12 protein-coding genes are annotated in these 21,359 nt (G+C 69.3%); 3 read left to right on the plus strand and 9 right to left on the minus strand.

The window, feature by feature from the left end; genetic code table 11:
- Positions 1 to 8 precede the first annotated feature (8 nt).
- The 3 genes from ACWCPQ_RS22905 to ACWCPQ_RS22915 form a co-directional block, all read right to left on the minus strand.
- Complete coding sequence (locus tag ACWCPQ_RS22905; RefSeq protein WP_449902078.1) at positions 9 to 875, minus strand: ABC transporter permease; 867 nt, start codon at positions 873 to 875, stop codon at positions 9 to 11.
- 91 nt (positions 876 to 966) lie between these two features.
- Positions 967 to 1,776, minus strand: a complete 810-nt coding sequence (locus tag ACWCPQ_RS22910; RefSeq protein ID WP_449902135.1) for an ABC transporter permease — start codon at positions 1,774 to 1,776, stop codon at positions 967 to 969.
- A gap of 71 nt (positions 1,777 to 1,847) precedes the next feature.
- Positions 1,848 to 2,954, minus strand: coding sequence for an ATP-binding cassette domain-containing protein (locus ACWCPQ_RS22915; RefSeq protein ID WP_449902081.1), 1,107 nt, complete (start codon positions 2,952 to 2,954; stop codon positions 1,848 to 1,850).
- 267 nt (positions 2,955 to 3,221) lie between these two features.
- On the opposite strand from ACWCPQ_RS22915, the gene ACWCPQ_RS22920 reads away from it, so the two are divergent.
- Entirely contained in the window at positions 3,222 to 4,739 is a 1,518-nt protein-coding gene (locus ACWCPQ_RS22920; protein ID WP_449902138.1) for an aldehyde dehydrogenase family protein, read from the plus strand.
- 108 nt (positions 4,740 to 4,847) lie between these two features.
- Here ACWCPQ_RS22920 and ACWCPQ_RS22925 read toward each other — a convergent pair whose 3' ends face one another.
- The 3 genes from ACWCPQ_RS22925 to ACWCPQ_RS22935 form a co-directional block, all read right to left on the minus strand.
- Positions 4,848 to 5,576, minus strand: coding sequence for a MerR family transcriptional regulator (locus ACWCPQ_RS22925; RefSeq protein ID WP_449902083.1), 729 nt, complete (start codon positions 5,574 to 5,576; stop codon positions 4,848 to 4,850).
- A 40-nt stretch (positions 5,577 to 5,616) separates the two neighbouring features.
- Positions 5,617 to 6,996, minus strand: coding sequence for a serine hydrolase domain-containing protein (locus ACWCPQ_RS22930; RefSeq protein WP_449902085.1), 1,380 nt, complete (start codon positions 6,994 to 6,996; stop codon positions 5,617 to 5,619).
- 189 nt (positions 6,997 to 7,185) lie between these two features.
- Entirely contained in the window at positions 7,186 to 8,421 is a 1,236-nt protein-coding gene (locus ACWCPQ_RS22935; RefSeq protein ID WP_449902087.1) for a TetR/AcrR family transcriptional regulator, read from the minus strand.
- A gap of 134 nt (positions 8,422 to 8,555) precedes the next feature.
- Between ACWCPQ_RS22935 and ACWCPQ_RS22940 the strand changes: the two genes are divergently transcribed.
- Complete coding sequence (locus tag ACWCPQ_RS22940) at positions 8,556 to 9,377, plus strand: enoyl-CoA hydratase-related protein (protein WP_449902090.1); 822 nt, start codon at positions 8,556 to 8,558, stop codon at positions 9,375 to 9,377.
- A 62-nt stretch (positions 9,378 to 9,439) separates the two neighbouring features.
- Here ACWCPQ_RS22940 and ACWCPQ_RS22945 read toward each other — a convergent pair whose 3' ends face one another.
- Positions 9,440 to 9,886, minus strand: coding sequence for a MarR family winged helix-turn-helix transcriptional regulator (locus ACWCPQ_RS22945; RefSeq protein ID WP_449902092.1), 447 nt, complete (start codon positions 9,884 to 9,886; stop codon positions 9,440 to 9,442).
- A gap of 92 nt (positions 9,887 to 9,978) precedes the next feature.
- Between ACWCPQ_RS22945 and ACWCPQ_RS22950 the strand changes: the two genes are divergently transcribed.
- On the plus strand, positions 9,979 to 10,851 hold the full coding sequence (locus ACWCPQ_RS22950) for an NAD(P)H-binding protein (RefSeq protein WP_449902094.1): 873 nt from the start codon (positions 9,979 to 9,981) through the stop codon (positions 10,849 to 10,851).
- Positions 10,852 to 10,933: 82 nt separating this feature from the next.
- Here ACWCPQ_RS22950 and ACWCPQ_RS22955 read toward each other — a convergent pair whose 3' ends face one another.
- Positions 10,934 to 11,956 carry an alpha/beta hydrolase gene (locus ACWCPQ_RS22955; RefSeq protein WP_449902141.1) on the minus strand — a complete coding sequence of 341 codons (1,023 nt, stop codon included), beginning with the start codon at positions 11,954 to 11,956 and terminating at the stop codon, positions 10,934 to 10,936.
- A gap of 295 nt (positions 11,957 to 12,251) precedes the next feature.
- Positions 12,252 to 21,269 (minus strand): AMP-binding protein, encoded by a 9,018-nt coding sequence (locus ACWCPQ_RS22960; protein ID WP_449902097.1) that lies wholly within the window; start codon positions 21,267 to 21,269, stop codon positions 12,252 to 12,254.
- Between the last annotated feature and the right edge of the window lie 90 nt (positions 21,270 to 21,359).

A 21,359-nucleotide genomic window follows, 5' to 3' on the forward strand; every position in this document is an offset into this window, starting at 1 on the left:
CGCCACGATCAGCCGCTGCTCTCGGCGGCCTTCCGGTAGCCGCGGATCGCCGGGTAGCCGAACACCAGCACGGCACCGGCCACCCACAGCAGCGTGTCGACGAGCGGTTCCGCGACCGGCCCGCCGTAGGACAGTCCTTTCATCACCTCGATGGCACAGCTCATCGGCTGGTTCTCCACTGTCGATCGCAGCCAGCTCGGATAGGCGAGCACCGGAACGAAACCGGAGTTGAAGAACAGCAGCAGGTTCATGATGATGCCGACCAGCTGGACCAGCAGCGGGCCTTCGGAGATGGTCGCGAGCGCGGTGATGAAGACGGCGAACGCCAGCCCGAACAGGATCGGGATTCCCATGAGCCCGAACGCGGCCCACGGCCCCTGGTCGAAGCGGAATCCGAGCGCGAAACCCACGGCGATGATGATGATCGTCGTGATGGTGATCCGGATCGTCTCGGCGAGCAGCCGGCCGGTGAGGCCCGCCGCACGATGGATCGGCATGGTCCAGAACCGGCCGAGCAGGCCGGTGGCTTTTTCGACCTTGAAGCCCAGGGCACTGACCACCGCACCCGTCATCGCCGCGACCAGCGTGATCATCGGGACGGTGCCGTAGACCGCGGGTTTCCCGGTGAAACCGGAGATGGAATCGTCGAGCACGATCCAGAACATCACCAGGGTCAGCGCCGGGTACACGATCGTCTGAATGGTGGTGGCCGGGTCACGCAGCCAGGCTGTCAGCAGTCGCTTGCACTCGATGGAACTGTGCGCCGCCCACACCACCGGCGACCGCTCCGACCGGGCGTCGACCCGCGGCAGTTCGAGTGCAGCGATATCCAGCGGCGATTCGTCGACCGCCACCGATCGTTCGATTACGGTCATGCGCTGTGTCCTCTGGTCATGAGCGAGAGCCCTGCGTGGTCACGCTCCGCTACCGCCTCCGGGCCCGATTCGCTCATGCCGTGTCCTCTGGTCATGACCGCCTCACACTCGCCCATACCGCGAACGGGGTGAACAGCGCGGCCGCGCCGATCAGCCACAGCAACCCCACGCGCAGCACCTCCCAGGTCACCCCGTCCCCGGCCATATCGCGCAATGCGTAGGCGAACTGGGTGATCGGCTGGTTGCGCACGAACGGCCGGACCCACTCGGGGAAGCCCGTCTCCGGAACGAAGCCGCACGACATCATGCCGAAGATCAAGGTCGGCAGGGTCAGCGCCTGGCTCAGCGAAGCGGGACTCTTGGTCAGACTGCCCAGCCCGTCCGCACCGACGGCCAGCACGGTGCCGACGGCGATCGCGAAGGCGCAGAAACCCACCGTCTGGCCCCAGCCCGCGGTGAACTCGAATCCGATGACGTGTCCGTAGATCAGGGCCGCGATCAGCGAGACGGTCGAGCGGACCAGGCCCGCCGCGATACGCGAGGTCAGCGGTACCAGCAGGCCGATCGGCATGGTCTGCAACCGGGTACTGAACCCGGTGAGCGCCTCGACGGCCGCCAGCTGGGCATTGGACATCATGGTGAACGCCATGGTCTGCAGCACCACGATCGGCATGACGAACTGCGCGTAGTCGATGCCCTGGAACTGCATCACGTAGCGCAGCGGCAGATAGAAACCGACGGTGAACACGAGCGGCATCACGATCGCGGCGATCATTTCGCCTTTGGTGGCCATGGTCCAGACGACGCGTCCGGTCAGCGCCCGCCACTGCGCGAACGAGGACAACCGGGTGCGTGCGAGGTCCGCGAACAGGTCGGGGCGGGCCACCGCGGCGCCGGCCACGCTCTGTTCTCCGCGCGCGGGCGCGAGCACCGCGTGCTTCTGCCGCGTCACCGTCTCCGGGCCCGACCGGCTCACGCGGGGCCACCCTGCCGGTCGCCACCCGGATGGCCGGTGATGGACAGGAACACATCGTCGAGCGAGGGGCGACGCAGCCCGATATCGGCCAGCGCGATATCGGCGGCGTCCAGGCGGCGCAAGGCCTCGGCCAGGGTCGCGGCACCGTCCGGTGCCGGAATGGACAATCGCTCGGCCCCGACGAGATCGGCGGCATGGGCGGGCGGAACCAGATCCCCCAGGGCATCGGCGGCCCGGCCCAGCTGGGTGGGGTCCAGCGGCACGATCTCGCAGTAGCTGCCGCCGGTTTTCTCCTTGAGTTCGTCGGCGGTGCCCTCCGCGATCACCGTGCCCTTGTCGATCACGATGATGTTGTCCGACAGCACATCGGCTTCTTCCAGGTACTGGGTGGTGAGCAGCACGGTGATGCCCTGCTCTTTCAGCGCGCTCACCAGATCCCACACCCCCTGACGGCTGCGCGGGTCGAGACCGGTGGTCGGTTCGTCGAGGAACACCACCTCCGGCCGCACCACCAGACCGCAGGCGATATCGACCCGCCGCCGCATACCGCCGGAGTACTGCCGCACGGGCCGCCGACCGGCGGCCACGAGGTCGAATTCGGCGAGCAGCGTATCGGCGCGTTTACGGGCCGACGATTTGCCCAGGCCCATCAACCGGCCGAAGAGCTCCAGATTCTCGCGGCCCGAAAGGTTCTCGTCGAGGGCGGCGTACTGGCCGGTCATCATGATCGACCGGCGCACCCCCGCGGGATCCTTGCGGACATCGTGACCGGCCACGACGGCGGTCCCGGAATCGGGACGCAGCAGCGTGGACAGGATCTTGACGCTGGTGGTCTTGCCCGCGCCGTTGGGTCCGAGGATGCCGAGCACCGTGCCGCGTGGGGCCGAGAAACTCACCCCGCGCAACGCGTGCACATCACCGAAGGATTTGGTGATGTCCTCGACTCGGACCGCGTCCGTGGTCGCCGTCGCGGCGGGGCCGTGGCCGTTGGTGTGGACGGGCACGGAGTCCGGTATGTCCACAGCGGGCGGGCGGGAATCCACCGAAACAATCGGCGGGGCATTCTCGCCGGTGGCTGCTCCGGCTTCGTTCGAACTCGGCATCAACTCTCCACTATCGGCCTGATGGGGCTGCGGGGTGACCGGCGCATCGGTATCCCCCTGGATGATCCCTGGCGCCGGGCGCGATGTTACCGGCTCGGATCCGGGACGCTGGAGCGCCGCCTCTACCCCGAGCCGGGTCGAATCAATTGTGCCTTTGCTCACAGCAGCGCTGTGGCCGGTTATCCACCCTGGTCGGCGGCGCAGGGACAGTCGATGGGCAGTAACGGCACCTTGTCGGCGCTACTGCACCACCATAATCTGATTTTCATGGCCGATACCGCGCAGCCCGAGGTGGCAGCGCGTTCGGGAGGATCCGGCCGACCGAGCGTGCTCACATCCCACGACCCCCGGACCGGCGAAGTCGTGGGCAGTTACGCCGTTGCCGGTCCCAGCGATCTCGAACGGGCGGTCCACGCCGCGCGAACTGTCGAGAGCTGGTGGTCGACAGCGGGTTTCGGAACCCGTAAGCGGCTGCTACTGGAGTGGAAACGGGTGATAGCGCGGCGGGCCGCGCAATTGGTGGAGATCCTGCGGGAGGAAACCGGTAAACCCGAGGCCGACGCCGCGATCGAGGTCATGCTCGCCGTAGAGAACCTGGACTGGGCGGCCCGCAACGCGCAGCGCGCGCTGAGCCGCAGCCCCTTGGCCTCCAACTGGCTGACCCGCAACCAGCGCGCCTCGGTCGGTTACCTGCCGCTCGGCGTGATCGGCGTCCTGGGACCCTGGCAGAACCCGGTTTTCACGCCGATGGGTTCGATCGCCTACGCCATGGCCGCGGGTAACGCGGTGGTGTTCAAACCGCACGAGGTGACCAGCGGCACCGGGCTGTGGCTGGCCGATACCTGGCGTGAGGTCGCCGCTGATCGGCCCGTCCTGGCGGCGGTCACCGGCGACGATTCCACCGCGGCGGCGCTGTGCCGGTCCGGTGTCGACAAGATCGCCTACGCCGGACCGGAAGCCGAAGGCCGCGAAGTGATCTCACTGTGCGCCCGGACCATGACCCCGGTGGTGGTCGAGAACTCCGGGAAAGGCGCGATGATCGTGCACGTCGATGCGAAACTCGACGATGCCGCCGACGCCGCGGTATTCGGGGCGATGGCCAACGCGGGGCAGAACGCGACCGGCGTCCAGCGGGCCTATGTCGCGGCCTCGGTCTACGAGCAGTTCCTCGATCTCGTGGTCCAGCGGGCCCGCGCGCTCAAACCTGGCGGGGACCGCCGCTCGTCCTACGGACCGATGATCCTGGAATCGCAGACCGAGGTGGTACGCAAACAGGTCCGGGACGCGCTGGCCCGTGGCGGACGCGCGGTGGTCGGCGGGCTGGATTCGATTCGCGAACCCTATGTCGAGCCGATCGTGCTGGTCGATGTACCGGAGGAGAGCATCGCCATCACCGAGGAGGGCATCGGCCCGGTCCTCATCGTGAACAAGGTGCGCGACCTCGACGATGCGGTGGCTCGGATCAACGATGCCGGACGCGGTATCGCGGTATCGGTGTTCACCCGTGATATCGCCGAGGTCGAGGTCTATGCCGAACGGTTGCGGGTCGGAGTGGTCACGGTCAACACCGCCACCACCTACGCCAGTATTCCGGCGCTACCGTTCGGCGGCATCGGCGAATACGGGCAGGGCCACAGCCACGGCGTCCACGGGCTACGCGAATTCAGCCGGACCCTGTCCATCGCGCGCAACCGGTACGGCGAACCGCTGGGCCTGTCCAGCTTCAACCGCAACGGCCGACGGTTGCGCCTGGCGCGCACGGTTTTCCGGTTCCGGCACGGCTGAACGGGGGCTTCGAGGTCCGCCGGACACCGATCCTCGTGTGTCCCACGTAGCTCCCGGCATCGAGCGCTCACCGCACCTGGATCGCCCGGTGAGACCTGGTTCTCCGCCTCATCCGTCCGCGTGCCGGGTGAGGCGGGCCAGACGATCCCAGGCGGGTGAAGTGATATCGATCGAGGCGGTGACCAAGCCGAGCAGTTCCAAATCCAGCGCCGGAATCGCACTGCCCGCCTCGGTACTTCGCCCCGCCGTCCAACGCATGGTGCGCTCGGCCAGATCCGGTAACCGCGGATCATCGGGCGACCAGTCGAACGCGAGATCGTAGTCGAGATACAGCGCGGCGAATTCCGGATCGTCGACGGCCTCCGATTTATCGGCGAGCCAGGCCGCCGCCTGCGCCGGAGCCGAGGATTGCAGCAGGATCCAGATATCGCGCTCCATCCGGACAGCCCGGTCACTCGCGCCCAGGCAGCGCAGCCGATCGAGGTATCCCGCCACCTCCGTGGATACGAAAAGCCGCTCGCCGCTGTCCAGCTGAGCGAGCCGGGCGCGGATCCGCCCGATCTCCTCGGCACGTTCGGCGAGCGCGGAATCGATCTCGGCGAGCGCTGCCGCGAATTCCCCGGAGTCGGCCGCGAGCAACTCTTCGATCCGCGCCAGCGGGACCCCTGCCTGTGCCAATGTCCTGATCCTGATCAGGGCGACGGCGTCCTCGGCTCGGTAGCGCCGGTAGCCGGAGGAGTCGCGCGGCGGTTCGGGAAGCAGACCGCGATCGTGGTAGACGCGCACGGCCTTGGTCGTGACGCCCGCGTACCGCGCGAGCTGGCCGATGGTGATCACTCTGTGCCCTTCCGACGATTCGCCGCGCGATCCGGATCCGTCACCGGGTTCGCTCGAACATCCGGCCGGCGAGGTCGATGGCCATCACGGCACCGGATGCGTCCCGGGTAAAGTACCCGCGCTGCCCGACCAGGCCACCGGCCGTCACGATGTATTCGCCGGCGTCACCGGGCAGCAGGCCGAGGGCCGCGGGCGGCAGATCGGGCGGCAGTTCGGAGTCGGCGGCACTGCGGACCTCCGGTTTGATGGCACATCCGATGGTCATCGCCGACCCGTCGGTGTCCAGGGTGAGCCGCATCATCTCGTTTTCGTAGGCACCGGTGATCTCCGCTGCCCGCACCGCGTCGTAGGGCAACGGTTCGGGATCGCGGTCCAGCACGGCGAGGAAATGTTCCAGCGCCCACCGCACCACGCCGCGATCGAATTCGAGGCCCGCGTCCGGCCCCGCGTTGGACAGTACGATCACGGCGAAGTCCCGTTCGGGCACGATCAGCAGGTCGGCGAACTGGCCGTTACCCGATCCCCCGTGCCCGATGGTCGCCACGCCGTCGATCTCGCGCAGGAACCAGCACAGACCGAATGCGTCACCCAGGCTGCTGCCACGCAGTTCCACGGTCTGCCGCCGCATCCGGTGCAGCGCCGCGGTGGACAGCAGCCGATCGCCTTCGGCGGTCCGGCCGTCACCGAGGTGGAACCGGGCCCACTGCAGCAGGTCGGCCACCGAGGACACCGCACCACCGCCCGGATTGTTCGAGCGGTTGTCCTTCCACTGCCCGGCCACCATGAGCGTGCCGTCCGCGCCGGTGTTGTGCCCGACCGCGAACCGGCGGGTCATCACGTCATTGTGCGAGTACTGACTGCCCGCCAGGCCCATGGGCTCGAAGAGCAGGGTGCGCACAGCTCGTTCGAAGGTCTCGCCGGTGACGTTCTCGATGATCCGGCCCGCCAGGTTGAAACCGGCCTGACTGTAGGACGCCCGGGTTCCCGGCTCCGTGAGCAGCGGTGCCGCCGCCAGCAGCTCGGCATGCCGGGCCAGTGCGTCGGCCCCTTCCCCGGTGTCGGCACCGAGTTTCCATTCCAGTCCGGCCGTGTGGTTCAGCAGCTGGGACACGGTGATATCGCGCGCCGCCACATCGGGAGCGGCGAATTCCGGAACGTATCGGCTTACCGGCGCGTCCAGTTCCACGAGCCCGCGGTCGGCAAGCCGCATGAGGGCGGTCGCGGTGAACGTCTTGCTGACCGACCCGATGACGAAACCGGTGTCCCGATCGATCGGAAGGGGGTTCGCCACACTGGTCACACCGTGGCATACGAAATGCTCACGACCGTCGGCCCAGACGCCGACCGCCACACCGGGTACCCCCAGCTCCGCGGCCGAAGCCGCAACGAATTCCGCCAGTTTCTGTTCCATCTCGTTCATGGAAACGATCGTCCGACCTTGCCCCAGGGGCAAGGTCAAGCCCCGAACCCGGATTTCGGGCTCAGGGCCACAACGACGCCGGACAGAATCGAGCGCAGCGCAACGCCGCCGCCGATGTGCGGACACAGAGTCGACGGACAACGCCCTCCCGAGATATGCCCGTATCTGCCGCGCTCGGGCGAATACCGGTCAGCTGTTCGAAGATCCGAGCAGCACCGCCATCATGAGGGCGTGGACCCGGGCGGTATGCGGCGGCCGGGAATCGAAGCGGATCAACCGGCCCACATCGATCACCTGGCCGATCGCCGAATGCACCCGGAAGCGGGCCTCGGTTGGGTCGCCGTCGAGCAGGTTGGCCCATTCGTGCACGTTCTGGCGCTGAATGGCACGGAGTTTGTGCTGTTCGGCCGGCGGCAGATTCGGGAACTCCGCGTAGTACACCGGCATGATCTCCGGCATGGTGAAGCTGAGCCGGACATAGCGGTCGGCGATCTTGTCGACCGCGTCGGCGCGCCCGCTGGCCTCGGCCAGCGCCTCGGTGATGGCGAACGCCAGCCGGTCGCCGGTGCGGTGGAACGCCGCGGCCAGTAGATCGGATTTACTGCTGAAGTAGCGGTAGACGCTGGAGGCGTTGATGCCGACAGCCGCGCCGATCTCCTCGATACTGGCCTCGTGATAGCCGCGGCGACCGAAGATCCGGATCGCTTCGGTGAGCAATTGTTCGCGTTTGGAGGTCACCGGCAGACCACGCGGGGTGTTGTCCGGTTCCCCGGCGCCGGGCGCCGGCGGTAGCTCGGCGCGCACGATCGACCAGGCCATATCGTGCAGCAACGGGAGGAGTTTGGCGCTCGACAGCGCGGTGCGATGGGCCGAGATACTGCCGATCACACTGAGAACGGCCGCGGCCAGCAGGGCGATGTCCTCCGGCGGGGCGCCTGGGCGCAATTCCTCGATCGGCGCGGCGAACGCGTTGTTGATCTCGTTGTACAGAGTGCGGATCCGGGCACGGTCGGGCTGCTCCAGATAGCGGCCCTCCCACCGGTACAGACCGGCCTCGCGACGGATCTCGATGGTGTGCTCGGCGACGGCCCGGATCAGAGCGTCGAGGCGTGCGTCCGGGCTCGCCCCAGGATCGTCCGCGGCGCGCGCGGCCTCGAGCAGCTGCCGCGCGCCTTCCTCAGCCGCCGCGACCAGAAGGGCGTACTTGTTGGCGAAATGGCGATACAGTGCGGGACCCGAGATCCCGACCTCGGCGGCGATCTCGTCCACGCCGACCGGGTAGTAGCCACGTTCGCTGAAGGCCCGGGCCGCGGCACGCATGATCTGCACCTTGCGGTCCTTGGGCCGGCGCCGCCCGCCCTGGCCGTTGCCACGGTCGGCCGGACGCACGCGCACCGGGTCCACCCGGCTGCTATCCGCGACCATGCATTCTCCGTTCGCCTCGGCGGCGCCGCCGGTGTTGACAGCGCCCGACAAGTCAACCTAAGTTAACCACAATTCGCAACGTTAACCGCTATTCGCCACCCGGTTGGCACCGGACCGCACCCGATGGAGCGCGCATGGTCGACACAGATTCCCCCACACCTCCCCCTGCGACGCAGCCGGCGGGTTTCTCCGCCGCGCAGGACGGCCGTGTACTGCGGGTGACCCTCACCAAGCCCAAACGGAAGAACGCGCTCGACTACGACTCCATGGTCGCACTGGGCAATACCTTCCTCGCCGCGGCACAGGACAAGGCTGTGCGGGTGGTCGTGCTCACCGGTGAGGGCGGCGATTTCTGCACCGGTGCCGACCTCGCCGCCAGCGCCGCGGAAGGTGCTCGCGGTATCACCCCCGACCAGGTGATGGATGCCGCCAACCGGCTCGTCCGCGCCATCGTCGACCTACCGGTCCCGGTGATCGTCCGCCTGCGCGGCGCGACCGCCGGAGTGGGTGTCGGTATCGCGCTGGCCGCCGATCTGGTCTACGCCGAAGCGGACTCCTATCTGCTGCTGGCCTTCATCAATATCGGCCTGATGCCCGACGGCGGCGCCGCGGCCCTGGTCGCCGCCGCCGCCGGCCGCCCGCTGGCGGCCCGGATGGCGCTGCTCGGCGAACGCCTGCCCGCCCCGGCCGCACATGCCGAAGGACTGTTCACCGAGGTCCTGGCGAATACCGAGGAACTGGACGCCGCCGTAGAGGCCGCGGCCGAGAAGATCTCGCACGGTCCGCGTCGCGCCCTCGAACTCACCAAGAAGGCGCTCAACCGGGCCACCCTGACCGCCCTCGACACGGCGCTGGCCGACGAGAAAGCGGGACAGGTCGAACTGTTGCAGTCGCCCGATTTCTTCGAAGGCGCCGGCGCCATGCTCGGTAAACGCAAAGCGGTATTCGCGGAGTAGGCGCGATCCCCCCCTGCCGAGGAAATCCCGGTCGTTGCCGTAGGGCGTGCACTCGCCCCCGGTCAGGCCGGGCCGGATCGCGGTGGTTGTTCGAGCAGCCGCGTCGCCGAATTATGGATCTTGTCCAACGCGGTGAGCAGGGCCCGGATTTCGGTGTCGGTGAGGTCGGCGGTGATCGACTCCTCCAGCGTTCTACGGCCGGCCTCGATCGCTTCCTGCAGATCCCGCCCTTTCTCGGTGAGCCACAACCGGACGAGCCGGTTGTCGGCGGGGTCCCGGCGTCGCGTCAGTAGCCCGCTCTCGGTCATGCGGTTGGCCGTCTTGACGATCGTCGGGGTCGTCACGTGCAGTGCGGCGGCCACCTCGCCGGGCGTCCGGCCGTCGTGGTCCCACAGCACACCGAGGACCAGATCCTGACCGGGATACAGGCCGAGTGGGCGTACGCCGCGCTCCACCAGCGCCCGCAGCAGCTTCGACGTACGGCTGTGCAGATCGAGAAACTCCGGCACCGAAACCCTCCAGAACCTTCGCAGCGGCGGCTTGTCCACAAGTCGTTAGCCGTCTATCGTTTTCATTAGACGGCTAACAACTTGGAGTGGTAATGCTACTTGTCACCGGAGCGACCGGGAACATCGGCCGCGAGCTCGTACGCGAACTCGCGGCCCGAGATACCGAGTTCCGCATCTTCGTCCGCGATACGCGCCGCGCCGTCGGGCTCCCGGAGCGAGCCCGACGCGTAGTCGGCGATCTGAACGACCCGAGCACCTACGCACCGGCTCTCGACAGAGTCGACCGACTGTTCCTGCTCGTCCCCGGCATCGGCATCGACCACACCCGCCATATGGTCGCCGCTGCGCGAGAAGCCGGGGTCGGCCGGATCGTGCTGCTGTCGTCGTACAACGTGCTGGGCGACCCGATACCCGCGATGGGGCGCTGGCACCACAGACGCGAAACGATCATCCGGGATTCGGGCATCCCCTATACGATCCTGCGCCCCGGCGGCCTGATGACCAATGCCCTCGAGTGGGCACCGGTGATCCGCGCCGGCGGCGCCGTCGACGACCCCACCGGCCCCGGTCGCTACGCACCGGTCGACCCGGCCGATATAGCGGCAGTGGCCGCAGTCGTTCTCACCCAGGACAGCCACGAGGGAAAGGAGTACTGCCTCACCGGTGAGCAGATGTTCACCATCGCCGAACAGGTGGCGGTCATCGGGGCGGCGATCGGCCGCGATATCGAGATCCACGAGGCCACGACGCCCGAACAGGCGGTAGCGTCCCGGTACCCCGACGGCGCTCCACCGGCACTTGCCGACGCCGTCCTCGAAGGATTCACGCTGATGCGCCGGGACACCACCGGGTTGCGCACCGAGACCGTCGAACACATTCTTCGCCGCCGTCCAGGCACCTTCGCGGCCTGGTGCACACGCAATATCGAAGCGTTCCTCCCGCAGGGCTCCGTTCAGAACGCCTGATATCCGGTCACCCGGGTACGAAAACGCCCGTGCCGGGGCGGCCGTCGGCCGCCCCGGCACGGGCGTGGCAGAACAGCTGGGACTAGATGCCCAGACCACCGGCCAGGACCGGCCAGGAAGCCTTGAACTCGTCTTCCCAGTAGCCCCAGGAGTGGGTGCCCGAATCACGGAAGTTGAAGGTGGCCGGGATACCGAGGGAATCGAGCCGGGTCTTCAGGTTGTGGGTGCAGTAGTTGGTACCCGCCTCGATGACACCGCCGACCAGGATCTGGTTGGCGAGGCCGTAGGCGCCGGGCAGCGTATGCGGGCCGTTCAGGGTGTCCCAGCGGCCGGGCAGGCCGTTACCGGTGGAGACGTAGAGCCCCAGACCACGCAGACCCTCGGCGTGGACGAAGGGATCGTTCTCGACCCATTCCGGCGAGCCTTCCGGGCCCCACATGTTGTCGGTGTTGCCGCCACCCCACGTGTTGACAGTGAGCTTCACGAACTCCGAACCGACCGGATCGCTGGTCTGGGCGCAACCGCTGTAGGCAGCGGCCGCCTTGTACAGACCGGGCTTGGCGATCGGCAGGGCCAGCACCGTGGTGCCCGAGGTGGACAGACCGGCGATGGCGTTCACGCCGTTGGTGCCCAGCGCGCCGTCGACCAGCGGCGGAAGCTCCTCGGTGAAGAAGGTCTTCCACTTGTTGCGGCCCAGAGCCGGGTCGTCCTTGATCCAGTCGGTGTAGTAGCTCCAGGCACCACCGACGGGCTGGATGACATTGACGTTCTTGTCCGACAGGAATTCGAGAGTGTTGGTCTGGGCCTGCCAGGATGCCGAATCCTCGCCACCACCCGCACCGTTGAGCAGGTAAAGGGTCGGCCGGGGCTCCGAGGCATCGGCCGGGCGCTGGACATCGACGATGATGTCCTTGTCCATGGCCACCGAGTTGACGTACAGCCGCAGACTACGGTCGTCCTTGTACTCGGCCTTCACGATGCGCGACCCGTCGGGCGCGGTGGGGTCGGCCAGCAGGGTTTTGGATTCGATGATCGGATCCGCGCCGGCGGTACTACCGCCGAGCCCCGTCATCACACCGGTCAGCACTGCTGTAGCCGCGACCATCGCCGCGGCGCGCCTACCGCCACGCCGGGAGAGTCGACGTATCAATTTCGCACCTTCGCTTCGTCTCGAATTTCCATCGGGCTCTTTCCGCACCGCAACTACCGGCTCCAGGGCCCGAACGCCTCACAGTAACCGGGCATGGTTCACCCACCCCGGGAGTTCTGTCCCTGTAGTCGTACCTTGCGGACATATCGTTACCGTAGCGTTGCCCGAACATCTCGTTCCGGTCGAGCGGATCGTGACGATTCGGTACGTACGGGCGTCCGCCCGGTGACCTGTAACACTCCGGGCCGGGTCAATCATGCCCGCCCCGGCCGGAACCGCTCATGAGCGACCCGCCGACATGTTCGACACGCCCGACGTATTCCAACACACCGTCCCGCCGGCGGACCAAATCGCCGGTCCGGTACAGCCGGCCCCCGCCACCGGTGGCGATGAACCGTGCCGCCGTCTCGCCGCCGGCAGCGTAATAGCCGCGGGCCAGTTGCGGGCCACCGATATACATTTCGCCGACGGTGCCCGGCGGAACCGGGCGCAATTGCTCGTCGAGCAGGTACACCCGGTCGTTGGTGACCGGCCGCCCGCCGACCGAACCCACCGTGATCACGCCGGTTTCGTTGTGGCCGTACCAGATGACCAGCTCCGCGCCGGGCAGCAGGGTCATGAACCGTTCGACGCCACCGGGCGGCAGCGCGGCACCGTCCACGACCACCCGCCGCAGGCTCGGATGCGAGGACCGGCCGCCGCCGTCGGTCACCGAATCGAGGAACCGGTCGAGCAGCGACGGGACGACGTGCACGATCGTCACCCTGTTCGCGGCGATCGAGCGCGACAGATCGGCGGCCCGGCCCGGATGATCGGGCATCAGGATCTGGGCGCCGTGGTGCAGCGGCCGGAAGAGCTCCCACAGCGTGATATCGGCGACGGTCGGCGCCGCGTGCAGCACCAGATCGGCCGAATCGTAGGGATGGCTGCGCTGAGCCCGGCGCAGCCGCTCGACCAGCTGCCGGTGCGTACTCGCGACACCGGCCACCCCATCCGGGACGTACCGGATATCGGCGAGATCGTCGGCGACCACCGCCGGATCGGCGGCAGGGTCGGTGGGCAGGTCCAGGTACAGCAGATCGATGGCGACCACCGAGATCCCGGTACCGGTGGTGACTCCCTCGTCCGAGGTGCTCAGCACGCAGATCGGCGCGGCCGTGGCCAGCAACTCGTCGAGCTCTCCGGCCGGACGCCCGGGGTCCACGGGCAGGTATCCGCCACCGGCCCGCAATACCGCGCACACCGCGACGACCAGGTCGATACCGGGACGCATGGCCACCGCGACCAGGGTCTGCGCCCCGACACCGAAGCGGATCAGCTCCACGGCCAGCGCCCGGGACTTACGGTCCAGTTCGATGTAACTGAGCACCCGTGCGCCCTGTCGCACGGCCGGGACCGTCGGAGTGCGGGCCACCTGTTCGTCGAACAGCGACAGCAGCGTGCTCTGGTCGTCCCGTCCACCCAGATCGATGACCGGCGACATATAGGCGGTGGTCTCCACATCGGCGATCGGCCGCAGGAAAGTGGTGGGTTCGGGATCGGCAGTGAGTTCCGGATCCGCGATCGGTTCCGGTTCCGCGGTGAGAGCCGGCCCGGAAGTGAGTTCGGACTCCGGGGCCGCCGCGGGCCGCGACCGCTTCAGCGTCCAGTCCCGGGGGCCCTCCGTCTCGTCGCGGAGGGGCTTCGGGCGGCGCTGCGGCAGCGGGGCCGGAGCCGACTCCGCCACCGGCTCGCTCGGCACGCCGCGCTGCGGCAGCGGCGCGGGAGCGGGGTCGCGCGGGAGGTCGGCGGGTCCGTCGGCTCCGCTGTCGGACCGGGACCTACGCTGCGGCAGCGCGGGAGCCCCCGCCTCGGAACCGGTGCGCGACTCCGGCACAGCCGACCCGAGACCCCGCTGCGGCAGTGGATCCGACGCGGCGGGAACGGGTTCGGCATCGGGCTGCGCACCGAGCCGGGACCGTCGCTGCGGCAGCGATACCGGCGAGGGATCGGCGGCCTGCGGCACCGGCTCCGCGGCAGCCCCGTCGTCGAGTCCGGACCGGCGCCGCGGAAGTACCCCCGGGGCTTCGGCCGACACAGGGTCGGTACCGGAACGCTCCTCTTCCGGCGGCGCGCCGGATCCGTTCGGCAACGACACCGGCGAAGAGTCGGCGGAATGCGCGGGAATCGGGCCCGATCCGGATCCACCCGGATCCCCGGCCCGGGAATCGGTGGGCACCGGCGCCGAACCGGGATCCGGCCGGCGGTGCGGCAACGGGCCCGATACGGAAGCGGGATCGGTTTCGGGCCGTCGACGCCGTCGCGGCAGCGACGGGGTCGCTACCGAATCCACTTCGTGCTCTGCCGATTCGGTCTCGGTACCCGCCGCGGCCCCGGTGCCGTATCGCGGGAGCGGAGTGGCTGTCGGCCGGGCCCGCGCATCCGGTTCCGCAGGCAATCCGGCCGTATCGGCCGGCCGGCGGTGCGGAAGATCGGTCGGCGCGGACGTGGCGGCAGCCGACTCCGTGGACGGAACGGAATCGGCCGGCCGGGACCGGCGCTGCGGAAGCCCGCCGGTGGGGGACGGGCCGGTCGTGTCCGGGACCGGAGGTTGCACCGACGACCGTTGCGGGAGCCCGACAGAACCGGCACCGGAAGCATCGGGCACCCGATCTCCGGCCGGGGCACGTTGTGGAAGACCGCCTCCTGCGGCACCCGGCCCCTCCGGGATCCGATCCCCGGTGGGCTGCCGGCGCGGGAGGACGCCACGGCTCGCCGCGGACCCACCGGGACCGGTCGCATCGGTGATCGGACGCAGCAGGGAGGTGACCTCGGCATCCGGGATCGGTTCGGGCGCGCGGGCGGGCTCCGGTTCGGGTGCGGGCTCCGCGTGACCGGTCCCCGGGCGCAACCCGTGTTCGGCGAGACCGCCCAGTGCCCGGACCCAGTGTTCGGCGAAGGTTTTCACATCCTCGCCGACGAACACCTCGGTCGCGTAGTCGAACCGGCACAGCAGGCCGTCGTCGGTGGCATCGACGGTCAGGACCAGCGGCACACCGTCGGCCGGGCCGTCGGTGTGGACGCGGGCAGGGCGCAGATCCCGGTAGCGCAGGGTGAACCGGCCCGATTCGGCGGCTGCGAACTCGGCGGTGGTCTCCGGATTCAGATACCGCAGCAGCGCGTAACCCGCACCGCCGTCGGGCACCGACCGATACAGATCGCGGATCTGGACCAGGGCCCGGCCCGCGGCAGGGCCGCCGACCAGCGCCTCGGCGGTATCGATATCGGCGACCCGGACCGACAGGGGGAATTCGGTAGCGAAACCGCCCACCAGATCGGTGCTTCCGCCGGCGAACGAGCGGGCGTCGGTGTCACAGCGCACCAGCGACCCGATCGCGCGGGCCACCGCACCCTGTTCACCGGTCCGCAGTGCGATGGCCACGGCGGTCAGCAGTACTTCGGTCACGGTCGCCCGATAGACGTCGGCCGCGGCGGTCACCGCGGAGGTGCCCTCGGCGGTGATGGCCAGCGAAACCCGCCGCCGCAACCGCAGATCGGCCGGTTCCAGCGGGGGCGCGATCTGCGCGCCGGCCAGGTTGCGGCGCCACCAGCCGGACTCGTCGAGTAGTTCGATGGAGCGGGCACGCGCGTCCAGCGCATGCACCAGCTGCGGTAGTTCGCTCTCCGGCGCGGCCGCGGCAGGATCGGCGGCGGCCCAGCCGGCGATCAGCTCGTCGACGACGATCCGCCACGAACGGTCGTCGACCGCCAATCCGTTGGCTACCAGCACCAACCGGCGTTCCGGCTCGGTACCGGTGACGACGAAATGGATATTGCGCCCGGACGCCGGGTCCAGGGCGTCGGCCGCGGCCTGCACCACATCGTCGGTGGCGACCGTGTTCTCACCGGATTCGGGTCCGAGCCACCAGTACTGCTGTTCGCCCCGCCGTTCCAGCGGCGGAATCCGCAGGACGGCCGGTCGCCCGGCCGGGTCGAATCGGGCCGACAGCATCGGATGCCGGGCCATCAGCGACCGCACCGCGGCCTCGGTTCGGCTCAGCGGCCGGTCGCCGGGCAGTTCGAGCACGATCGACCGGATCTCGACACCGGGGACGGGATTGTCCAGCAACCGCGCCGCGGTCGGCGTCGGCGGAAGCTCATCGACGGCCTCCGAAACGGTGCCGGCGAACGATTCCGGTGCCGCACCGGCGGTGAAGCCGTCCGACGACGCCGCGGCAGGTGACCCATCCGCGGCCGGTGGGTCGAATTCCGCGCTGCGTGAGACCTCGTCGAGCCCGGGCAGAACTTCCCCGGCCCATGGACCCGGGTCCGGGGGCAGGGGCGCGATACTGCCGGGATCCGGCAACCGGGTGTGATCGGGGGCACCGGTACCGGTCAGCGGGATCCGCTCGACCGCCAGGAAGGCCGCGGGTACCAGCCTGCCCGGTATCGTCCGGCCGAGTGCGGCACGTATCGCGGCGAGATCGGGTTCGGTCCCCGGCTGCTCGGGCACCACATAGGCGACCAGACGCGCACCCGGACGCGCGGCCGACGATACGGCCGGACCGGTATCGCGGGTGAGAACCACGGCCTCGGCGATACCGGGCAGGGCGCGCAGCGCGGCCGCGATCACGGCCGGCCGGACCCGATGCCCGCGGTATCCGAAGCTGTCGTCGGTGCGGCCCAGGTGATCGAGTCGCTGCGGTGTGGTGGCGGTGGCCTCGTGCCACAGCACCGTATCCCCGGTCCGGTACATACGCTGGCCGTATCCGAACGGGTTGGCCACGAACCGATCCGCGGTCGGCGCGGACCGGCCGGCATATCCACGGGCGAGTTGGTCACCGGCCAGATACAGCTCACCGGGGACTCCGGGCGGAACCGGGCGCAGCCGCGAATCCAGCACGTACACCCGGGTGTTCCACTGCGGCAGCCCGATCGGGACCGACCGTTCCGCCGAGCCGGCGGCGGGCCAGGAGGTCGCCGAAACGGCGGTTTCGCAGGTTCCGTACAGGTTCTGTGCCCGCGCTCCGCATCGCTCCCGCAACGCCACCACGGTGTCGGGCGCCAACGGACCACCGGTGACGAAGACCTCGCGCAGGCTGCGCACCGGCCCCGGGTCGGCGTGGCCGGCGAAAGCGGCCAGTTCGTCCGGTCCGAAATCGGTGACCGTGACCGCGCGTGCGGCGATCGCCGCCGCGATCTGCTCCGGATCCTGCGCACCGGCCGGGACCAGCGCCAGTTCCGCACCCGCGCGCAAGGGCAGGAAGTTCCCCCACAGCGAGGTGTCGCGGGTCGGCGGATTCTGCTGGAGATAGACGTCGGTGAAACCCATCGGGTGCTGGGCGAGCATCAGCGTGATCTGGTTGTTGATCGCGCTGTGCGAGAGAGCGGCCAGCTCCGGCCCGTCCGGTGTCACCGATGCGCACAGCAGATACGCCGTATTACCCGGTAGCACTGTCCGGATCAGTTCCTCCGGGCGCACCGGACCGGCCGGGTAACCGGCGGGATCGTCCACATCGACCACGAGAACCGGTGCCGCCCGGTGCGCCCCGGTCGCCTTCAGGGCCGCCGCCAGTCGCGATTCGTCCGACCGGCCCACCACTACACAGGCGGGTCCGGCCGTATCGATCACCAGCGCGTTCCAACCGGCCGGATCGTCCGGGTCCAGCGGTAGGCAGGCCCCGCCGGCGGTCAGCACCGCGTAGATCGCGACCAGCAGCTCGGGAGAGTTGCGAACCGCCACGACCACCGGGGTCTCGGTCCCGACCCCCGCGGTGATCAGCCGCCGGGCCAGCCGGTTCACCCGCGCGTCGAATTCCTGATAGGTCAGCTCGGTCGTCGCGTCGGCCACCGCCACCGTATCCGGGCGGGTAGCGACGGTGCGGCGGTATCCGTCGAGCAACAGGTCGGGCGCCACCGGGTAGCGGGTGTCGTTCCAGACCACCAGCAACCTGTCGAGATCGGCCCGCGACAGCAGATCGATGTCCCCGACCGGACCGTCGGGGTCGCCGCCGGCGACGGTGAGCACCCGCTGCAACCGGCGCGCGATCTCGGCGACCGTGGCGGCATCGAACCGGTCCGCGGCGAACTGGAACGCCGCCGTGATCCCGTCCGGCGAGCCGTCCGGCGCGCGATTCGGGTCGATGACCAGCCGGAGCGGGCACTCCGTGGCCGCGTTCGCGATATCGATCGGCTCGGTGGACAGACTGGGCATCTCCAGCCGCGGAACATCGTTGTGCCGCAGCGAAATGGCCATCTCGAACAGCGGCGCACCGCCACCGATGGCCGCGTCCAGGATCTCGAAGGGCAGATCGGCGTGGGCGAAGGCGGTGCGATCGGATTCCGCCACCCGCGCGACCAGGTCCAGGAAGGATTCGGCCGGGTCGATCCGGGTACGCAGCACCACGGTGTTGGCATAGGGCCCGATCGCGTCGTCGAGTTCGCGTTCGTCGTGACCACGCACCGAACTGCCGAGCACGATATCGGTGACCGCGGCCGAACGGGCCAGTAGCACCGCGAAGGCCGCGCGGACCACGATGAACTCCGATACCTCGGCCCGGCGGGCGATATCGGCGATCCGGCGATGGGTGCGGGTACCGATCTCGAAACCGTGCACTCCGAAACCGGCTGCTCCGCCCCGGGCGACCGCGGCCGGAAGTTCCAGCCGCGGCGGCAACCCGGCCAGATACTCCCGCCAGAACATCAGCCGCCGCGCGGCGAGCGAATCCGGATCGGTGGCCTCGCCGAGTTCGGCCCGGCGGCTCAGGAAATAGTCCAGGTACTGCACCGAAAGCGGCTGCCACAGCGGCCGTGACCGGTTGCGCCGGCCCAGGAACGCTCGCAGCAAGTCCCGCAGCAGCAATCCGGCCGACATCTCGTCGGCCAGGATGCGGTGTACGACCACCGCGACCACATGTTCCCGGGGACCGGTTTCGGCCAGCGCGAACCGTACCGGTACCTGCTCCGGGTCGGCCGCGTCGAAATCGGTTCGCGACAACGCGGCCAGCCAACCCGCCAGGTCGGCGGGGTCGACCGGTTCGGCGATCACTTCTGGTACAGCCTGTTCGCGCGGTAACACCACCTGATGCGGGGTGCCGCCGGTCTCCGGATAGACGGTGCGTAGCGTTTCGTGCCGGTCGACGACATCGGCGACGGCGGCCTGCATGGCCGTCGCGTCGAGCGTGCCGGTGAGGGTCATCGCGGCGGTGACGGTATCGGAGCCCTCGTCGGGCGTGAACCGGTTACGTTCCCACCATCGCAGCTGGCCCGGCGAGAGCGGTATCGACTCGGGACGTGGTGCGGCGATCGGGCTTTCGCTCGGTGCCGGTAACGGTTCCGGCGCCGGGGATTCGGGGGCCACGGCCGGGATACCGGCAGGACTGGGCCAGAGCGGACTCGGGGAATTGTCCTGCCGGGCACCGAACGGGAAATCCGAGGCGTGCGATTCCTCCGGGCGCACCGCGGGCCGTGGTGCCCGGTTCGCCGCCGGGTAGTCCCTGGCGTTCTCGTAGAACGCCAGGGCGTCACCACCGGTCGGCACCGGCGAACCGCCACGGGAGAGCTGCGGGTCGCCCGACGCGGCAGACCGGTGGCCGCCGCCGAGCCAGCCGTCGTCGGTGCTGTCCGGCGACCGCCGCGCATCCGGTTCTCCGGCAGCGGACGCGAGTGGGTCCGCGGTCCGGGCACTGCGGCCGCCCAGCGGAGACTGGCGGTCGGGCATTTCCAGGTAACCGCGACCCGGCAGCTCCATATCGCGTTGTTCGGACGCGAGGCGGCTTTCGGTCACGGCCCGCACGGGCAGTTCGGGTGCGGCATCGGCACCACCGGATTCCGGGCCGGACATGCCGTAGCCGTACCCGGCGAAGGAATCGTCACCGGCCGACCGCCCGGCGTCGGCGGGCCGCGGCTGTTCGGCCGGTGTCTCGCGGATCGGGAGGCTCTGTTCGAAGTCGGGCGGCGGTCCGGCGGGCGCGAGTACCGGATCGGCGGTGGACTCGGCGGTGGGGACCTGTTCGGTGCCGGCCGGCCGGGATGTGTCCACCGGCCCCGGCTGTGTATCGGGCAGTTCTGTCCGCCCGAGGTATTCCATCTCGCCGTCGCCGATGCGGCGCACCAGGTCACCGGTGCGGAAGAGCCGGGAGCCGTCGTCGGCATACGGATCGGCGACCAGCAATTGCGCCGTCAGCCCGGGCCTGCGGTGATAGCCGCGTGCCAGCTGCGGTCCGCCGAGGTAGAGCTCCCCTGGTTCACCGTCGGTCACCTGGGCGAGTCGTTCGTCGAGGATATGGGCCGTCACACCGCGGATCGGCGCACCGATCGTCGGGGGCCGGCCCGGTGTCAGCGCGGTGCTGATACTGGTCATGACGGTGGACTCGGCCGGACCGTAACCCTGGTAGAGAACCCTCGTCGAACCCGCACCGACGGGAATCGCCCAGCGCGACACCAGTTCGGGCGGGCACGGCCGGCGACCGGTGATCACCACGCCCAGTTCGTCGAGCCCGGCCGGATCGATCACTTCCAACGCATCGGGAGTCAGATAGGCGTGGGTGACTCCGGTGCGGAGCAGCAGCTCGGTCAGTTCGTCCGCCGTGGACACCAGCGGTGACACCACCACCATGGTCGCGGCGCCGCCGAGCGCGAGCAGTAGTTCCAGGACCGACGAATCCGACGGAAGCGGCGCGAAGTTCAGGGTGCGGTCCTCGGGTTCCACCCGGTAGCGACCCTGCTGTTCGGAACACAGACCGGACAGGCCGGCCTGGGTCACGACGACGCCGTCCGGCGAGGACTCCCCGTCACTGGCGTAACTGACATACGCGGGATGCTCGGCCCGCAGCGGCCGGATCCGGTCGGCATAGGTGACGGGTTCGGCGGAGAACTCCTCCAGGGCGCGGGCGGCGCCGACCGTATCGACCTGCAGCCATTCGATCTCGTCGGGCAGCTCGTTGCGGACCCAGGACACCGCCAGGCCGTACACCGCGCCGACGTCGACCAGCAGATGCGCGATCCAGTTGGGTGGATAGGCAGGATCGATCGGCACGAAACCCGCACCCGTCTTGGCGACCGCCCAGACCGCCAGCACCGCGTCCAGCGAGCGCGGGATGGCCACGGCCACCAGGTCCTCCGGCCCGATACCGCGCGCCATGAGCGAGCGGGCCAACCGGCTGGACCACGCGTCCAGATCCGCGTAACTCACCTGTTCCAGCGGACCGGTGCCGTCGGCGAGGATCAACGCCGCACCGTCGGGATTGGTCTCGACAGCGTTCGCGATCAGCTGCGGAAGGGTTGTCACGCGGGGCCGCCGGGTTCGGTGGGGCCGGGTCCGGACTGGCCGCGTCATACCGACTCCGCCCTCCGGAGGTGGTCACACCGCTGACCGACT

This window comes from Nocardia sp. NPDC001965 (genome assembly GCF_053594175.1).

Excerpts from the sequence above, each read along its gene's own strand:
- ACWCPQ_RS22905 (WP_449902078.1), bottom strand. The coding sequence starts at position 875 with ATGACCGTAATCGAACGATCGGTGGCGGTCGACGAATCGCCGCTGGAT.
- ACWCPQ_RS22915 (WP_449902081.1), bottom strand. The coding sequence starts at position 2,954 with ATGCCGAGTTCGAACGAAGCCGGAGCAGCCACCGGCGAGAATGCCCCG.
- ACWCPQ_RS22920 (WP_449902138.1), top strand. The coding sequence starts at position 3,222 with ATGGCCGATACCGCGCAGCCCGAGGTGGCAGCGCGTTCGGGAGGATCC.
- ACWCPQ_RS22930 (WP_449902085.1), bottom strand. The coding sequence starts at position 6,996 with ATGAACGAGATGGAACAGAAACTGGCGGAATTCGTTGCGGCTTCGGCC.
- ACWCPQ_RS22935 (WP_449902087.1), bottom strand. The coding sequence starts at position 8,421 with ATGGTCGCGGATAGCAGCCGGGTGGACCCGGTGCGCGTGCGTCCGGCC.
- ACWCPQ_RS22940 (WP_449902090.1), top strand. The coding sequence starts at position 8,556 with ATGGTCGACACAGATTCCCCCACACCTCCCCCTGCGACGCAGCCGGCG.
- ACWCPQ_RS22950 (WP_449902094.1), top strand. The coding sequence starts at position 9,979 with ATGCTACTTGTCACCGGAGCGACCGGGAACATCGGCCGCGAGCTCGTA.
- ACWCPQ_RS22955 (WP_449902141.1), bottom strand. The coding sequence starts at position 11,956 with ATGGTCGCGGCTACAGCAGTGCTGACCGGTGTGATGACGGGGCTCGGC.